General features: G+C 61.4%; 17 protein-coding genes. 2 read left to right on the top strand and 15 right to left on the bottom strand.

Translation table 11 applies throughout. The features are described 5' to 3' along the window. The coding region (locus QZ329_RS02635; protein WP_295748034.1) for a DNA translocase FtsK at positions 1-1,979 on the bottom strand (1,979 nt) is incomplete at its 3' end. A 29-nt stretch (positions 1,980-2,008) separates the two neighbouring features. After that, the gene (locus QZ329_RS02630; RefSeq protein ID WP_295748032.1) at positions 2,009-2,851 is read right to left on the bottom strand and encodes an undecaprenyl-diphosphate phosphatase; all 843 of its coding nucleotides are present in this window, start codon (positions 2,849-2,851) and stop codon (positions 2,009-2,011) included. Between the two features lie 395 nt (positions 2,852-3,246). Here QZ329_RS02630 and rpsU point away from each other — a divergent pair, with 395 nt between their 5' ends. Beyond that, positions 3,247-3,429 carry a 30S ribosomal protein S21 gene (rpsU, locus tag QZ329_RS02625; RefSeq protein ID WP_016324321.1) on the top strand — a complete coding sequence of 61 codons (183 nt, stop codon included), beginning with the start codon at positions 3,247-3,249 and terminating at the stop codon, positions 3,427-3,429. Between the two features lie 162 nt (positions 3,430-3,591). Here the strand turns inward: rpsU and QZ329_RS02620 are convergent, their stop codons facing one another. The 11 genes from QZ329_RS02620 to QZ329_RS02570 form a co-directional block, all read right to left on the bottom strand. Further along, entirely contained in the window at positions 3,592-4,947 is a 1,356-nt protein-coding gene (locus tag QZ329_RS02620) for a nucleobase:cation symporter-2 family protein (protein WP_295748030.1), read from the bottom strand. Between the two features lie 202 nt (positions 4,948-5,149). Beyond that, positions 5,150-6,154 (bottom strand): NAD(P)H-dependent glycerol-3-phosphate dehydrogenase, encoded by a 1,005-nt coding sequence (locus QZ329_RS02615; RefSeq protein WP_295748029.1) that lies wholly within the window; start codon positions 6,152-6,154, stop codon positions 5,150-5,152. After that, positions 6,151-6,792 (bottom strand): glycerol-3-phosphate 1-O-acyltransferase PlsY, encoded by a 642-nt coding sequence (gene plsY / locus QZ329_RS02610; RefSeq protein ID WP_295748027.1) that lies wholly within the window; start codon positions 6,790-6,792, stop codon positions 6,151-6,153. The genes QZ329_RS02615 and plsY overlap by 4 nt, the downstream gene beginning before the upstream one ends. 2 nt (positions 6,793-6,794) lie before the next feature. Next, entirely contained in the window at positions 6,795-8,123 is a 1,329-nt protein-coding gene (gene der / locus QZ329_RS02605) for a ribosome biogenesis GTPase Der (protein ID WP_295748025.1), read from the bottom strand. Between the two features lie 147 nt (positions 8,124-8,270). Further along, positions 8,271-8,915: an ABC-2 transporter permease gene (locus tag QZ329_RS02600; RefSeq protein WP_295748023.1), complete on the bottom strand. Its 645-nt coding sequence runs from the start codon at positions 8,913-8,915 to the stop codon at positions 8,271-8,273. After that, positions 8,903-9,760 (bottom strand): ABC transporter ATP-binding protein, encoded by an 858-nt coding sequence (locus tag QZ329_RS02595; RefSeq protein WP_295748021.1) that lies wholly within the window; start codon positions 9,758-9,760, stop codon positions 8,903-8,905. Before QZ329_RS02595 ends, QZ329_RS02600 begins: the two co-directional genes overlap by 13 nt. A 2-nt stretch (positions 9,761-9,762) precedes the next feature. Further along, the gene (locus QZ329_RS02590; protein WP_295748040.1) at positions 9,763-10,140 is read right to left on the bottom strand and encodes a GntR family transcriptional regulator; all 378 of its coding nucleotides are present in this window, start codon (positions 10,138-10,140) and stop codon (positions 9,763-9,765) included. Positions 10,141-10,269: 129 nt separating this feature from the next. Then, a complete protein-coding gene (locus tag QZ329_RS02585) occupies positions 10,270-10,737 on the bottom strand; it encodes a hypothetical protein (protein WP_295748019.1) in 468 nt (155 codons plus the stop codon). Positions 10,738-10,809: 72 nt separating this feature from the next. Continuing rightward, on the bottom strand, positions 10,810-11,004 hold the full coding sequence (rpmF, locus tag QZ329_RS02580) for a 50S ribosomal protein L32 (RefSeq protein ID WP_295748018.1): 195 nt from the start codon (positions 11,002-11,004) through the stop codon (positions 10,810-10,812). Positions 11,005-11,048: 44 nt separating this feature from the next. Beyond that, positions 11,049-11,546 carry a DUF177 domain-containing protein gene (locus QZ329_RS02575; RefSeq protein ID WP_295748017.1) on the bottom strand — a complete coding sequence of 166 codons (498 nt, stop codon included), beginning with the start codon at positions 11,544-11,546 and terminating at the stop codon, positions 11,049-11,051. A 97-nt stretch (positions 11,547-11,643) separates the two neighbouring features. Beyond that, complete coding sequence (locus tag QZ329_RS02570; protein WP_295748016.1) at positions 11,644-12,099, bottom strand: hypothetical protein; 456 nt, start codon at positions 12,097-12,099, stop codon at positions 11,644-11,646. Positions 12,100-12,302: 203 nt separating this feature from the next. Between QZ329_RS02570 and QZ329_RS02565 the strand changes: the two genes are divergently transcribed. Continuing rightward, positions 12,303-13,265 (top strand): RluA family pseudouridine synthase, encoded by a 963-nt coding sequence (locus QZ329_RS02565; protein WP_295748014.1) that lies wholly within the window; start codon positions 12,303-12,305, stop codon positions 13,263-13,265. A 224-nt stretch (positions 13,266-13,489) separates the two neighbouring features. On the opposite strand, the gene QZ329_RS02560 is transcribed toward QZ329_RS02565, so the two are convergent. Together QZ329_RS02560 and QZ329_RS02555 are read right to left on the bottom strand one after the other, a co-directional pair. Next, positions 13,490-13,792: a PadR family transcriptional regulator gene (locus QZ329_RS02560; protein WP_295748013.1), complete on the bottom strand. Its 303-nt coding sequence runs from the start codon at positions 13,790-13,792 to the stop codon at positions 13,490-13,492. Further along, positions 13,786-14,568 (bottom strand): hypothetical protein, encoded by a 783-nt coding sequence (locus QZ329_RS02555; protein ID WP_295748011.1) that lies wholly within the window; start codon positions 14,566-14,568, stop codon positions 13,786-13,788. Before QZ329_RS02555 ends, QZ329_RS02560 begins: the two co-directional genes overlap by 7 nt. Positions 14,569-14,726: the final 158 nt, after the last annotated feature.

The raw sequence follows: 14,726 nt of genomic DNA, 5'->3' as shown, positions 1-14,726 counted from the left end.
CGGCCCATCTGGGCCACCCGGCAGATGGACTCCTCCACCTCCTTGGCGGCCACCAGCATCAAATCCGCCAGCTCGTCGATGACCACCACCACGCTGGGCAGGGGCTCCAGCCCCTCCTTGGTTTTTGCCAGGCGGTTGAACTCCTCCAGCTTCTTCACGCCGTTTTCCGAGAAGGTCTTGTACCGCTTCATCATCTCAAACACCGCCCACTGGAGGGCCCCAGCGGCCTTCTTCGGGTCCGTCACCACGGGAATCAGCAGATGGGGAATGCCGTTGTAGGGGGCCAGCTCCACCATCTTGGGGTCCACCATGATAAAGCGCACATCCTCCGGCGTGGACTTATAGAGGAGGCTGATGATGAGGGAGTTTGTGCAGACGGACTTGCCGGAGCCGGTGGTTCCGGCGATGAGCACGTGGGGCAGCGTCCCGATGTCGCCGATGACGTTCCGCCCGCCGATATCCCGCCCCAGGGCGAAGGCCACCTGGGACTTGTGGCCGCCGAACTCCCGGGACTCGATAACGTCCCGGATCAGCACCGGCGTCACCTGCTTGTTGGGCACCTCGATGCCCACCACGGAGATTTTGTCGGGAATAGGGGCGATGCGCACGCCGGTGGCCCCCAGAGCCAGGGCGATATCGTCCGCCAGATTGGTGATCTTGGAGAGCTTGACCCCCTGGTCCAGCACAAATTCGTACCGGGTGACGGAGGGGCCGTGAATCACGTCGCCGGGGGAGGCGTCCACGCCGAAGCTGGTCAGGGTCTCCGCCAGGCGGCGGGAGTTGTTCCGCAGCTCCGCGCCGGCTTCTATGTGATTTTCTCCCTGGTTCATGTGCAGAAGGTCCACGGGAGGATAGAGATAGTCCCCGTCCTCTGCCGCCAGCTTCTCCTCGATCTCCGCCGCCACGGCGGCGGTCTGGGCCGCCACCTCCTTGGCGGTTTCGGCCTTGCCGCTGCGGGTAAAGGTCTCCGCCGTGGGGAGGGGCACGGCGGGCTCCGGCTTCTCCGGCGCGGGGACCTCCGGCGAGGGGGCCGCCGGCGAGGGGACCGCCGGCGCGGGAGGCTCCGGAACGGCGGCCCGGACCGGCTCCGGCGCGGCGGGGGGAGAGGCAGGAATGGGCTCCGGCACCGGCACGGGAGGCGGCGCCGGAATGGCCGCCTGGGGCGCCTCGGCGGGCTCCGGCTTCGGAGACGGCGGGGACTGGAGCACCTGGTCCGGCGTGGGCTGGGCGTCGGCCTTGTGGCGGAAAAAGCTGGTAAACTTGCCGGACTTCTCCGGCTTGGGAGGACGCGTCTCCCCGTCCAGGGGGATGTCGATCTGGGGCTTGGGCCCGGCGGGCCGCCGCTTGGGCGGGTCCACCGGGGTCAGGTGAATGGCGGGCTCCGGCGGCTCCTCATAGGGGATGCGGTTCCGCCGCCACTCCGCCAGCGCCGACAGGGTCAGCCGCAGGGACACGAAGAGCAGGGTAACGAACAGCACCGTAAAGAGGATGACGGACGCCAGCGGAGAGAACACGGCGGCGGACCCGTTGGCCAGTACGCCGGACACCGCTCCGCCGGATGCCAGCGCCTGGCCGTCGCTCCAGATCGTGCCCAGCATCTTGAAAAAGGAGGGCTCATAGACCTTTTTGCAGAAGACCAGATGCGTCAAAGAGCCGAAAAGCGGCGGCAGCAGCAGGGCGCAGGTGGTCCGCAGCTGGACGGGGCGGCCCCGGTGGAAAATCAAAATCAGCCCCGCCAGCAGCAGGGCGGGCCCGGCCAGCCAGTAACCATAGCCGAAAAGCCCCTTCAGAAGTCCCGCGAAGAAGTCCAGAAACAGGGCCGTAACGCCGAAGTAGCTGACGAAGACGAACAGTGCCAGCACCAGCAGCACGCCGCCGGTGACCTCCCGGCGGACAGGCTGCTTCTGGGGAGGCTTCCTGGCGGATTTTCCGCCGGACTTTCGGGTGGACGAGGATTTCTTTTGTGATGTGGAAGCCACGGTATGTACCTCCGAAGATCAGGAATTTGTCATTTCTGGGTGAAGATCAGGGCCAGGGTCACGATGCCCGCCAGCCAGCAGTAATAGGCGAAGAAGCCGAATTTTCCCTTGTCCGCCACCAGCCGGATGAGGCGGATGCAGGCATAGCCCACCGCGGCGGAGACCGCCACGCCCACAAGATACACCGGGACCTCCGCCCAGAGGATGTCGGCTAGAGCGTCTTTCAGGCTCAGCAGGTTGGCCCCCAGAATGGCGGGGATGGACATGAGAAAGGAGTACCGGACGGCGAATTTCCGGTCGAAGCCCACAAAGCACCCGGCGGTGATGGTGGTGCCGGAGCGGGAGATGCCGGGACAGGTGGCCAGGGCCTGCCCCACGCCCACCAGCAGCGCGTCCAGCATGGTCGCGGATTTCTCCGTCTTGCGGCCCCGGCGCACATGGTCGCTGGCGAAGAGCAGGCAGCCCGTGGCCAGCAAAGCGAAGGCCACAAAGTACATGTTGTCCCCCAGACCCTCGATGGCGTCCTTGACCGGAAGCACGGCGAAGAGGGGGAGCGTACCCGCAATGATCAGGAGAATCATCCGCCGGGCCGGGGGAACGCGGGCGGGAGTCGTTCCGCGGACCAGGTCGCTCACGCCGCAGAAGAACTCCAGAATCATCGCCCGGATATCTTCCCAGTAGGCGATGAACACGGCGAAGAGGGTACCCAGGTGCAGCAGCACGTCAAAGAAGGGGGGAACCGCCGACGCGCCGGAGACGTTCAGCAGATGCTCGGCTATGGCCAGATGGCCGGAGCTGGAGACCGGCAGGAACTCCGTGACGCCCTGGATGATGCCCAGGAGGACGGAAGAGAACAGGGTCAAGGGATTCACGCTCCTAACTTGCGCAGAATTTTCTCACGTAAGAAACAGTATACCACGGACAGGCTGTAAATTCCAGTCATATTTCCAAAAGTCCTCTCCGCAGCCGGACGCTGTCTCCGGCGGAATGCGGGGGAACATATATACGCGTGAGCCGTGGCGGCCGGGCGTGCGGCGGAACCTTACCGGCAGATGACCGTCCGGTTTGTCCATTTCACCGCCAGGTTCCGCTCTTTTTCCCTGCGGCATGACCCGCAGGGCGCCCCCGGGATTTCGTTGGAGAGATTTTCGAAATTCTCTTGACAAGTTTGGACGGAATCTGTATAATAGCCATGTTAAAGCCATATGACATGGCCCTTAAAGTATCCTGGAGATAACCGGATACCTCGGAGGGAGGGAAAATATAGATGTCTGAGATCCATGTGAAGGAAAATGAATCCATCGACAGCGCGCTGAAGCGTTTCAAGCGCAGCTGCGCCAAGGCCGGCGTCCTGGCCGAGGTCCGGAAGAGAGAGCACTACGAGAGTCCCAGCGTGAAGCGGCGCAAGAAGTCTGAGGCCGCTCGCAAGAACAAGAAGCGCTACTATTAAGAGAGTCTGCGAAAAGCTCCGTGCCAAAAGCGCGGAGCTTTTTTACGGTTTACGGAAAGAGCCCCTCCGGCACTGCCGGAGGGGCTCGGGCTGTAAAACGGGAAAAGCCGGCGCGGCGGGAAGGAAGAGGATTACGAGAGACTGCGCCTCGGCGCGGGGCCGTCAGCCCTCTGTGGTGATCTTCTTAATATCCATGTCCTTGGGCAGGACCAGACTTAAAATGATGGACACCACGAAGACCACCGCCACCACGTTGGAGGAGAAGACGGACTGAATGGTCTCCGGGAAGATGTTCCAGATATCCGCCTCGCTGGTGGCGGTGAAGCCGATGCCGATGGCCAGGGACAGCGACGCGATGGTCACATTCCGCTGGGAGAAGCCGCAGTTGGCGATCATCTGCATGCCGGAGATGACGATGGAGCCGAACATCATGATGGTGCATCCACCCAGCACGGACTCCGGCAGGGAGGCGAAGAAGTTGCCCACCGGCGGCAGCAGACCCGCCAGCAGCATGCACATTGCGCCGGTCATGATGGTGAAGCGGTTCACCACCTTCGTCATGGCCACCAGACCCACGTTCTGGGAGAAGGAGGTTACCGGCGGGCAGCCAAAGAGGGCGGCGATGGTGGAGGCGTAGCCGTCACAGGCCAGGGAGCCGGAAATCTCCTCGCTGGTAATCTCCCGGTCCAGGCCGCCGGAGACCAGGGCCGAGGTGTCGCCGATGGTCTCCGCCGCAGAGACCAGGAAGATGATGCAGGCGGAGGCCACGGCTCCGGCGTGGAATTCCGGCATGTAGGGCAGGAAGCGGGGCAGGGCGATGAACCCGCCGGACATCAGCGTGCCAAGGTCCACCTTGCCCATGAAAATGGCGGCTATGTAGCCCACGATCAGGCCCGCCAGAACGCTGAGCTGCTTGAGATAACCCTTGGACAGCGTGTTCCACAGCAGGCAAGCCGCCAGGGTGATGACGCCCAGCAGCAGGTTCTGGGCGGAGCCGAAATCCTCCGCATAGCCGCCGCCGAAGGACCGGGTGCCCACGGTGAAAAGGGAGAAGCCGATGGCCGTCACCACCGACGCTGCCACGATGGGAGTAATGATCTTCCGCCAGTACTTGGCCAGAAGGCCCAGGGTGCCTTCCATCAGGCCGCCCACGATGACCGCGCCGATGAGGGAGGGATAGCCGTAGTTGGCGGCAATGGAGCTGAGCACCGCCACGAAGGTAAAGCTGACGCCCATGACCACCGGCAGCCGGGACCCAACCTTCCAGACCGGGTAGAGCTGAATCAGCGTGGCGATGCCCGCCACAAACATGGCGTTCTGGAGCAGGACGGCCACCTCCGCCTGACTGAGAGCCGGCTGGGCAGAGGCGGCAATGAGGGTGATAGGGGCCAGGTTGGAGACAAACATTGCCAGGATGTGCTGGAGGCCAAAGGGAATGGCCTTTGCCAGCGGGACCCGTCCGTCCAGCTGGTAGATGTTGTTGATGCTGCATTCCGGGGCTTGCCGTGTCTGTTTCATGGTGTTCTTTCCTTTCTCCACATACGTTACGTGCCTGCCGGCTCCTTTCTTCTATTATATGCACAAAGGTCGACCTTTGTCAAACAAAATTTTTGCATTTCTCACAATTTTTTTGTCTATGGAGAGTAAGAAAGAGGACCCGCCGGAAGGCAGGGCCTGCGGCCTCAAAACAGGGGAGAAAGAGGGGCGGTATTGACGCGCTTTACAGCCAGGCGGTCCCCAGAAGCTCGTCCTTCCCGGACCGGCTCATCAGCTCCGAGACCACGTCCCGGGTCCGTTTGCCCTGGTAAAGCACCTCGTAAGCGCAGCGGCAGATGGGCATGTCCACCTTTTCCCGCTCCGCCAGCTGATGGACGCTCTCGGCGGCGTAGTAGCCCTCCACCACCGCGCCGACCTCCTCCATGGCCTCCCGGGCGGTTTTGCCCTGGCCGATGAGGATGCCCGCCCGGTTGTTCCGGGAGTGCAGGGAGGTGCAGGTGACAATCAGGTCTCCCATGCCGGCAAGACCGCCAAAGGTCCGCCGGACGCCGCCCATATGCTCCCCTAAGCGGGTGATCTCCGCCATGGCCCGGGTCATCAGCAGGGCCTTGGTATTATCCTGAAAGCCCAGGCCCACACAGATGCCGCAGCTGAGGGCAATCACGTTCTTCAAGGCCGCCGCCAGCTCCACGCCCACGATGTCGTAACTGGTGTAGACCCGGAAGCGCTCGTTCAGGAACGCGTCCTGCACAAAGCGGGCGGCGTCCCGCTCCGGACAGGCGGCCACGCATCCCGTGGGCAGCCGCAGGCCCACCTCCTCCGCGTGAGAGGGGCCGGAGAGGGCCACGATCTGACAGCGGTTTCCGGTGGCCTCCCGAAGGACCTGGCTCAGGCGTAAATTCGTGTCCCGTTCAATGCCCTTGGATACCGTCACCAGGATGGTCTCAGGCCGCAGATAAGGGGCGATCTTCGCCCCCGTCTCCCGAACGGCGAAGGACGGCGGCGCGCTGACCACCAGCTCCGCTCCCTCCAGGCAGCTCAGGTCCCCGGTGATCTTCAGGCTCTCCGGCAGGGGAATGCCCTTCAAAAGGGGATTTTCCCGGGTTCGGGCCATTTCCTCCACCTTGGCGGGGGTCCGGGACCAGAGGGTCACATCGTGTCCATTGTCACAAAGAACCATCGCCAGAGCCGTGCCCCAGCCGCCGCTGCCTACTACCACTGCCTTCATGAGCCGCCCTCCTGTTTCTTCTTATGGAATGTGAGTTTTCGTTCCGTGCCATGAAGCAGCCGCTCCGCGTTGCCCCGGTGCTGCCAAACCACCAGCCCCCCCAGGAGAAAGGCCAACACGACAACTCGAATATCCGGATAACAATACCAGCTGACGAATGGAAAGCTGGCCCCAGCCCACAAAGATCCCAGGGAAACATACCGGGTCAAAACCGTCAAAATCAAGAAGCCTCCCCAGACCACCAGAGCAATACGCCAGTCGATCATCAAGGCGATAGTCCCTCCGGAGAGGATGCCCTTGCCCCCCTTGAAGTGGAACATACAGGGGAACATATGGCCCAGCAGACAGAACAGGCCCGCCCAGTATTTGGCTGTCACAGCCCCACCGAACACGGTGCTGGTCAGCAGCACGGCAATGACCGCTTTCAGCACGTCGCAGAGTATGACCACGAAGGTCAGCCCGCCGCCGAAGGTCCGGTGAAAATTCGTCAGCCCTGCATTCCCGCTGCCGTGGTTCCGGATGTCGTCCCGGAGGATATACTTGGACACAATCACCGCGCCGTTGAAGCAACCCAGAAAATAGGACGCCACGGCCGTTCCGCCATAGATCAGGAGCATCGCCAGCCACAGGTTCTCCATACTCAAACCTCCTTGTCTCCCCGCTGCCGGACGGAAATCTTGATGGGCGTTCCCTCCAGGCCGAAGGTGTTGCGAATGCAGTTTTCCAGATACCGCTGATAGGAAAAGTGGAACAGCTTCGTGTCGTTGCAGAAAATGACGTAGTGGGGCGGCTTCACTCCCACCTGGGTCATATAGTAGATTTTCAGCCTTCTGCCCTTGTCCGTGGGGGGCTGGACCCGGGTCTGGGCGTCCGCCAGCACGTCGTTCAGCATACCTGTGGTAATCCGGGTGGCCGCCTGGTTGGAGACATAGTCAATGAGCTCGAAGAGCCGGTCCACCCGCTGGCCGGTCTTGGCGGAGATGAAGAGGATGGGGGCGTAGGTCATGAAGCTCAGGCCCTCCTGGACCTCCTTGCGCATACGGTCCATGGTCTTGCCGTCCTTTTCCACCAGGTCCCACTTGTTCACCACGATGATGCTGGCCTTCCCCGCCTCGTGGGCCAGACCGGCGACCTTCGTGTCCTGCTCCGTGACCCCCTCCGTGGCGTCAATCAGAATCAGGCACACGTCCGAGCGCTCAATGGCCATGGTGGCCCGGAGGACGCTGTACTTCTCGATGGCCTCCTCCACCTTGCTCTTGCGCCGGAGGCCCGCCGTGTCGATGAAGACAAATTTGCCCTTGTCGTTTTCAAACCGGGAGTCGATGGCGTCCCGGGTAGTGCCCGCCACGTTGGAGACAATGACTCGCTCCTCCCCCAGGATTTTATTCACAAGGGAGGACTTTCCCGCGTTGGGCTTCCCGATGACCGCCACTTTGATGGCGTCGTCCTCCTCCTCTTCCGCGTCCTCCGGGGGGAAATACTGGAGGCACGCGTCCAGCAGGTCCCCGGTGCCGTGGCCGTGGACGGCGGAGACGGGAATGGGGTCCCCCAGTCCCAGGTTGTAGAACTCGTAAAAATCCGGGTCCGGGACCCCGGTGGAGTCCATCTTGTTCACCGCCAGGACGATAGGTTTGCCACTTCGAAGCAGCATGGCGGCCACCTCCTGGTCCGAGGCAGTGAGGCCGGTGCGGATATCCGTCAGGAAGACGATCACCGCCGCCGTCTCGATGGCGGTCTGGGCCTGGTCCCGCATGAACGCCAGAATCTGGTTGTCCGTCCGGGGTTCGATGCCGCCGGTGTCCACCAAGGTGAAGGCCCGGCCACACCAGTCGGACTCCCCGTAGATCCGGTCCCGGGTGACGCCGGGGGTGTCCTCCACAATGGACAGGCGTTTCCCGATGATTTTATTGAAGAGCATGGACTTGCCCACGTTGGGGCGGCCCACGATGGCGATGATCGGCTTTGGCATACGGTATCCCTCCCGGCGGCGCGCCGCCTTGTTTTTTGAAACATATAAATCCAGTTTCATTATAACCGGGATGGGCCAAAGGCGCAAGGAAAATCTTTCCGGGAATGGGAAAAGGCGGAGGCTGAATGCCTCCGCCCCGGAAAAATCTTATTTTCTCCGGCAGTACCCGGCGGCGCTGAGGGCCAGGGACGCCGCCAGCAGCGCCGCCAGGGCCAGCGCGCCCGCCAGCAGGGAAAGCGGGAGATTCTCTGCCAGGGACACCAGGTCCGCCACGGTCCACCAGCCGTCCTCAAAATTTTTGATGGCGTAAAACATCAGGAAGGCCAGGGGCAGGATGGTAAACTGGGCAATCTGGCTTCCAAACCAGTAGTAAAAGGGCAGGCTGAACACCGCGAAGACTGGGGGAACTATGATAGCCGCCACTACCGACAGTCCCAGCACCTCCGGCCAAAAGGCCCGGTACACGGCGAAAGCCGCCAGATTCGATACCACGGCCCCCGCGACGCTGACCGGCACCGTCAGCAGCAAAGCGGCGTACTTCCCCGCCATCACCTTCCCCACGCCCACCGGCATGGTCCGCTGATAGCTCCTCCAGGCCGTCTTCTCCTCCTTCTCCAGGGCTGTGAGGTGCAGCAGGCCCACCATCATATCCAGGGCGAACGAGAACAGCATCCCGGCGTAAGCGCCTCCTTCGGCCGCGAACAGGACCAAAAGCCCCCCCAGCACCAGCAGGACGATTTTATCGATCCCCTTGAAAAACAGGCACAGGTCCTTATAAATCATTCCTCGCATGACGTTTCCCCCTTGATATAAAACAGCATGATGTCCTCCAGGGACGCGGCGTCCGCCACGGCCTTGGGATACTTCTTTCCGGCGGCGGAGCGGTCCCGGACCAGATACTCCGCGCTGACCCCGGTCTCCCGCCGGACGATATAATCCCCCGGATCCACCTCCGTGCCCTTGCCGCAGCGGAGGATGCCGTATTGGTCCAGAAGCACGTCCTTCTCCTCCTCGAAGACGATCTTCCCCTGGTGGATCAGCACCACATAGTCGGCGATCTTCTGGATATCCGAGGTGATATGGGAGGAGAAGAACACGGAATGCTCCTCGTCCTGGATAAAATCCAGCAGGATGTCCAGAATCTCGTCCCGGATCACCGGGTCCAGGCCCGCCGTGGCCTCGTCCAGAATCAGCAGCCGGGGCCGGTGGGCCAAGGCTGCGGCAATGGACAGCTTCATCTTCATGCCCTTGGAGAAGGTCTTGACCCGCTTTCGCTCCGGCAGGGTGAAGCGCTTCAAATAGCCTCGGTACGCCTGTCCGTCCCAAACGGAATACACCCCGGAGAGGACTTTTTCCACGTCCAGAGGCGTGAAGACCTCCGGGAAATTGCAGGTGTCAAACACCACGCCCAGGTCGTTTTTCACGGCGGGGCCGGCGTGATCCCGGCCCAGAACCTCTACGGTTCCTCCATCCTTTTTCAGCTCGTTTAAAATCAGGTGAATGGTGGTGCTCTTCCCCGCGCCGTTTTCTCCGATAAAGCCCACGATGCGGCCCTGGGGCACCTGAAAAGACACGCGGTCCAGGGTAAAGCCCGGAAAGCGCTTGGTGAGGTCCCGGACCAAAATGCTGTTTTCCATACTCAGTCTCCTTCTTCATAAAACAGGGCGAGAATGCCCGTCAGCTTTTCCAGCGGAATGCCGCTGGACCGGCCCAGCTCCGCCGCCCTTTGCAGCAGCTCCTCCGCCTCCCGGAGCCGCTCCTCTCGGATGAACTCCTGGTTCTGGGCGGCCACGAAGCTGCCCTTGCCGGAGACGGTCTCGATGAAGCCGTCCCGAGTCAGGTCCTCGTAGGCCCGCTGGACCGTGATGACGCTGAGGTGCAGCTCCTTCGCCAGGGCCCGCATGGAGGGCAGCGCCTCTCCGGCGGAGAGGGTCCCGTCCATGATCTGGGTCTTGATTTGCTGGCAGATTTGTTCGTAAATGGGCCTGCCGCTGCTGTTGCTGATGAGAATGTCGATAGGATCGCCTCCTTGTACTGCTCGTACTGCGCGTACTGGCTTGATAAGTACACTATAGACGCTTGCGGGCCGTTTGTCAAGAGGGGAAATAAAAAAGAGGGGGAAATTTCCCCCTCCTGTTTGACTGGTTCAGCCGTCCTCTTCCTGGAGAACAAAGCGCAGTATATACACACTGGACTCCGGGTCGAACACCCCCACCACCTCCGGGGTGATTTCCAGCGGCTCCATGCCGTCTGCAATGTCCAGCCGCCAATCCTCCGAATTTAGCTCAAAGGCCCAGTCCGCCAAAAGCGCGCCGTCCTCGCCCGTCTTCATACCCGCCTCCAGCACCGTGGCCGTCGCGCCGGGATAGACCGTGTAGACCGGGTACTCCCAGAGCTCCGGGCCGCCGTCGTTGCTGAAACCCTGTCCAACCTCCTGGACATTGGTGATCTCGATTTTCAAACCGCCGTACTCAAACAGCACAGTTTCCCCCTTTGGCTGCTCCGAGGGAGCGAAGGCTGCCCAAAAGGCGAATATGGCCAGCACGGCGATGCCGGGGAACAGCAGGGACTTGTAGCGGTGGACCGGCCGCCGGGGCCGCTTTGTCGAACGCATGGAGTACGCTCCTTTCCACGTTAAGAAAAAAGAGAGGGGAGACCAGCTCCTCTCTCTTCATTCAACAGAATCTCACTTCGAGACGACGGACTTCACGACCTTGATCTCCCGGCCGTTGTAAGTACCGCACTCCTGGCACATTCTGTGAGGCAGGTGCATAGCACCGCATTTGGGGCACACGACCAGATTGGGGGCCGTCAGCTTCCAGTGGGAGCTGCGCCGTTTGTCCCGTCTCGCTTTGGATACTTTACCCTTGGGTACTGCCATTGTGACACCTCCTAATCATACAAAAAGGCGCGGAGCGCTTCTCGTTAATTCTTATCCAAAAGCGTTGCCAGGGCGGCCAGCCGGGGGTCCGGCTCCTTTTGGCAGGAGCAGGGGCCAACGTTCAGGTTGGCGCCGCACCGGGGGCACAGTCCCTTGCAATCTTCCGAACACAGTGTTTTGCTGTCCATTCCTAGGATGAAAGCCGTTCGGGCCAGGTCGCCCGCGTCCGCCTTTCCGTCCTCCAGCAGGACGATTTCGTCGCTCTCCCCGTTCTGGAGCTCTTCCGCCAGCATGCAGCGGTAAGAGACCTCTTTCTCCAGAAGGAACTCCTTCCCGCAGCGGTCGCAGACCGCGTCCAGGGTGGTCTCCGCCGTCAGGGCCAGCTCCAGCAGGTCCGCCGTGTTGCGGACCTCTCCCGTCACCTCCACCGGGCGGCTGACGGGCTTCCGGCCGTCAAACTCCAAGTCGGAGAGGTCCAGGGAGAACTGGAATTCCAAGTGCTTGCCGGGGGTATGCAGTATGGGCCTTACATCAATCAGCATAGTCTACCTCGCAACGATACCTTACGTATTATAAAGGATGCTTCCTCCGTTGTCAAACAATTTTTTCGTTTTTTCCGTTCTTTTTTAAAAGACCGCCTCACTCATCCCCGTCGTCGTTTTTAAAGGGCAGGGTAATGCCCAGGAAGGTGGGCCGGAAGCCCTTGCGAAGCTTGGCCTGCGGGGCGACGCTGTAGGCCTCCTTGGGCCACCGGGCGGCCCAGCCCGTCTGGAGCGCTTCCGCCAGGGGGGCGCAGAAGGGGTCCTCCAGCAGCATGGGGGAGAGGTAGCAGACGATCATCTGCTTGTCGTTCATCAGGGCCACCGAGCGGTTCCAGAATTTCTGACGGGCCCAGCCCCCGGCTATGCCGTCCAGCAGAGGCTCCGCCAACGCCGCCGCCTCTCCGGCGGAAAGCAGCGCCTCCCGGTAGAGCGGGGCGAAGCGCGCGCAGTATTCCTGGAAGGCCTTGTCGTATTCCTTCCCGGTAAAGCGGCTGATCCAAACCTTCCCGTCCTGAATGGCGGGCAGCAGGGGTGCGGTATTCACTTCGCTCATTGTACGATCTCCTTCTCCGGCGGGGCCTTTCCTCCCGCCTTAGCGTCTTTTGCAGAACATTCCGCAGACAAGACCAACCAGCAGTCCCAGTGCCAGCCAGGGAAATGCCGCGCCGAAAAACTCCGCTGCCATCTCGGTTTCCTCCTCTTTACAAGCTCCGGCAAAACAGGTATGATGGACAAAATACACGCAGGAGGTCCGCCATGCGGGAACTTACCATCGGAAAAAACGACGCCGGACAGCGGCTGGACCGCTTTGTCGCCAAAAACCTGCCGCTTCTGCCTCCGGCGCTTTTGCAGAAGTACATCCGCCTCAAACGGGTGAAGGTCAACGGCAGGGGGGCCAAGCGGGACGCCCGCCTCCAGTTTGGGGATGTTCTACAATTATATATCAACGACGAGTTCTTTGACAAGCCCAAAGAGGAAAATCTCTTCCTCTCCATCTTTCAGCCCCGGCTGAGCATCGTCTATGAGGATGAAAACCTCCTCCTGGTGGACAAGCGGCCGGGGCTGGTGGTCCATGCCGACGAGACGGAGAAGGTGAACACCCTCATCAACCACATTCAAGCCTATCTCTATCAAAAGCGGGAGTGGAGCCCCCGGCAGGAGAACGCCTTCGCCCCGGCTCTTTGCAACCGCATCGACCGGAACACGGGGGGGATTGTCATCGCCGCCAAAAACGCGGAGACTCTTCGGATCCTCAACGAGAAAATCCGGACCCACGAGCTGGAGAAATCCTATCTCTGCGCCGCCGTGGGCCGTCCCCGGCCCGCCGCGGGGAAGATTGAGGGCTTCTTGTTCAAGGACGAGGCGAAGAAGCTGGTGACCTTCCACCGCCGCCCCGTCCCCGGAGGGAAGTCCGCCGCCACGCTGTACAAGACGCTGGAGACGAGAGGGGAGCTGTCCTTGGTGGAGTGCCGTTTACTGACAGGGCGAACCCATCAGATTCGGGTGTCTATGGCGGAGATTGGCTGCCCGCTGCTGGGGGACGGGAAGTATGGAAACGGGGCCGTGAACCGGAAGTACCAGGAGACCCGGCAGGCGCTGTACGCCTACAAGCTGAGGTTCGCGTTTCCCGCCGGCGCGGGGATGCTGAATTATCTCCGGGGGAGGGAGTTCACAGTGGAGGACGTGCCGTTCAAGGAGAAGTACTTTCCCAAAGGTTGACGAAGCCCCGCCCCTTCGGGCGGGGCTTTCAGGCTGTCGAAAACGTGTTTTCGCCAGCCTGCGCAAGTTTTTCAAACCTTTAAAAAAGGTTTGAAAAACTTCTGATTGAAAACGAAAGGAACCCCTCCTGGGTTCCTCTCGTAACTCTCTTCCTTCCCGCTGCGTCAATCTTCTGCGTTTTTTGACACGCTGAGCCCCGCCCCTTCGGGCGGGGCTTTGTTCCCTCACGCAATCCCCAGTGCCGCCAGGGCGTCCCGGGTTTTCCGCCAGATTTCCAGCAGGGCGGCATGGCGGGCTTGGCCCGCCTCCGTCAGGCGGTAGTACTTCCGGGCCGGGCCGCCGGAGGTCTCCCCCTGATAACGCTCCGTGGCCCCCTCCCGGCAGAGCTGGCGGAGGATGGCGTAGATGGCGCTCTCCTGGGTGTCCGGAAACACCCCGTGGAGCTGGCGCAAGAGCTCGTAGCCGTACTGGTCCCCTCCGGACATCAGGTGGAGGAGGCAGAGCTCCAGGAGGTCGCGTTTCAGCATAGGGATACCCCCGTTCCCAGGAGGCCCACAAGAATAATGACCATGTATCGTATCACATAGGGCGTCTGCCATCCAGGCTGAAACTCCCGGAACATCCCCGTGTACATCTTCCACATGAACAAACACGCCACAGCCCCCGTTAAGCCCAGAACGTACACCGCCCTCCAACGCCGGTCCGCCAGACGGGCTTTTACCAGACCAATCATCCCAACCGTTCCGGCGGCAAGGGCATTCAGTCCAAGCGTCAGGCGATGAAGCCAGACACGCTCTTCAGGAAACAGGGCGTTGAGCAAATCCCACCGCTCCGCAAAAAGCGTCCAGGCCAGAAACGACACCCAGGCTATCCCCAACAGCAAAAGAATCAGCAATGGTACCACCCACTTAGGGAGCGTCTCTTCCTTTCTTCCATTGCGCCGAAACCAAACCAGCGCCAGCACCGTCCCCAAAGGAAGCAGCATCTCCGCATACCGTGGTGTCTGCATAAGGTCATTCAGGAACAGCCCAAACAGCCAGGACAGCTCACTCCGAACCACGCCGGCCGCCGGCAAAAGCACACAGGCCGACAAAACAAGAAACACCGCCAGCCACCGCCGGTAAGCCTTGGGCTGGGCCAGCTGGCGCATCGCCGCCCGGGGCGTTCCCAAATCCCGCCGCAGCTCCTCCCCGCTCCGTCCCTCCACAATCTCCCGGTAATCCTCCAAGACTTCCGCCGCCTCCGCCGGGGGCAGATACCACCGGGCCGCCCGGCTGAGCCGGGAGAGATAATCCCGCTTCATAAAACCGCTCCCTTCGACACTACTGCAAAATTATCAGTAGCCATTTTTTCCAGTATACTTCCCGGTCCGGCAAAAGTCAAGGAAACTACTGAAAAAAATTCAATAGTCTCCGCCCAACAATTCCCTTGACATTTCAGGGCGCTTCCGTTATCATGCAG

Source organism: uncultured Oscillibacter sp., from assembly GCF_910579365.1.
GTDB lineage: Bacteria > Bacillota > Clostridia > Oscillospirales > Oscillospiraceae > Oscillibacter.
This window is presented reverse-complemented; position numbering and strand designations above follow the sequence as displayed.

Excerpts from the sequence above, each read along its gene's own strand:
- QZ329_RS02620 (WP_295748030.1), bottom strand. The coding sequence starts at position 4,947 with ATGAAACAGACACGGCAAGCCCCGGAATGCAGCATCAACAACATCTAC.
- QZ329_RS02555 (WP_295748011.1), bottom strand. The coding sequence starts at position 14,568 with ATGAAGCGGGATTATCTCTCCCGGCTCAGCCGGGCGGCCCGGTGGTAT.
- QZ329_RS02585 (WP_295748019.1), bottom strand. The coding sequence starts at position 10,737 with ATGCGTTCGACAAAGCGGCCCCGGCGGCCGGTCCACCGCTACAAGTCC.
- QZ329_RS02595 (WP_295748021.1), bottom strand. The coding sequence starts at position 9,760 with ATGGAAAACAGCATTTTGGTCCGGGACCTCACCAAGCGCTTTCCGGGC.
- QZ329_RS02565 (WP_295748014.1), top strand. The coding sequence starts at position 12,303 with ATGCGGGAACTTACCATCGGAAAAAACGACGCCGGACAGCGGCTGGAC.
- QZ329_RS02570 (WP_295748016.1), bottom strand. The coding sequence starts at position 12,099 with ATGAGCGAAGTGAATACCGCACCCCTGCTGCCCGCCATTCAGGACGGG.
- der (WP_295748025.1), bottom strand. The coding sequence starts at position 8,123 with ATGCCAAAGCCGATCATCGCCATCGTGGGCCGCCCCAACGTGGGCAAG.
- rpmF (WP_295748018.1), bottom strand. The coding sequence starts at position 11,004 with ATGGCAGTACCCAAGGGTAAAGTATCCAAAGCGAGACGGGACAAACGG.
- QZ329_RS02575 (WP_295748017.1), bottom strand. The coding sequence starts at position 11,546 with ATGCTGATTGATGTAAGGCCCATACTGCATACCCCCGGCAAGCACTTG.
- QZ329_RS02615 (WP_295748029.1), bottom strand. The coding sequence starts at position 6,154 with ATGAAGGCAGTGGTAGTAGGCAGCGGCGGCTGGGGCACGGCTCTGGCG.
- QZ329_RS02560 (WP_295748013.1), bottom strand. The coding sequence starts at position 13,792 with ATGCTGAAACGCGACCTCCTGGAGCTCTGCCTCCTCCACCTGATGTCC.
- rpsU (WP_016324321.1), top strand. The coding sequence starts at position 3,247 with ATGTCTGAGATCCATGTGAAGGAAAATGAATCCATCGACAGCGCGCTG.
- QZ329_RS02600 (WP_295748023.1), bottom strand. The coding sequence starts at position 8,915 with ATGCGAGGAATGATTTATAAGGACCTGTGCCTGTTTTTCAAGGGGATC.
- plsY (WP_295748027.1), bottom strand. The coding sequence starts at position 6,792 with ATGGAGAACCTGTGGCTGGCGATGCTCCTGATCTATGGCGGAACGGCC.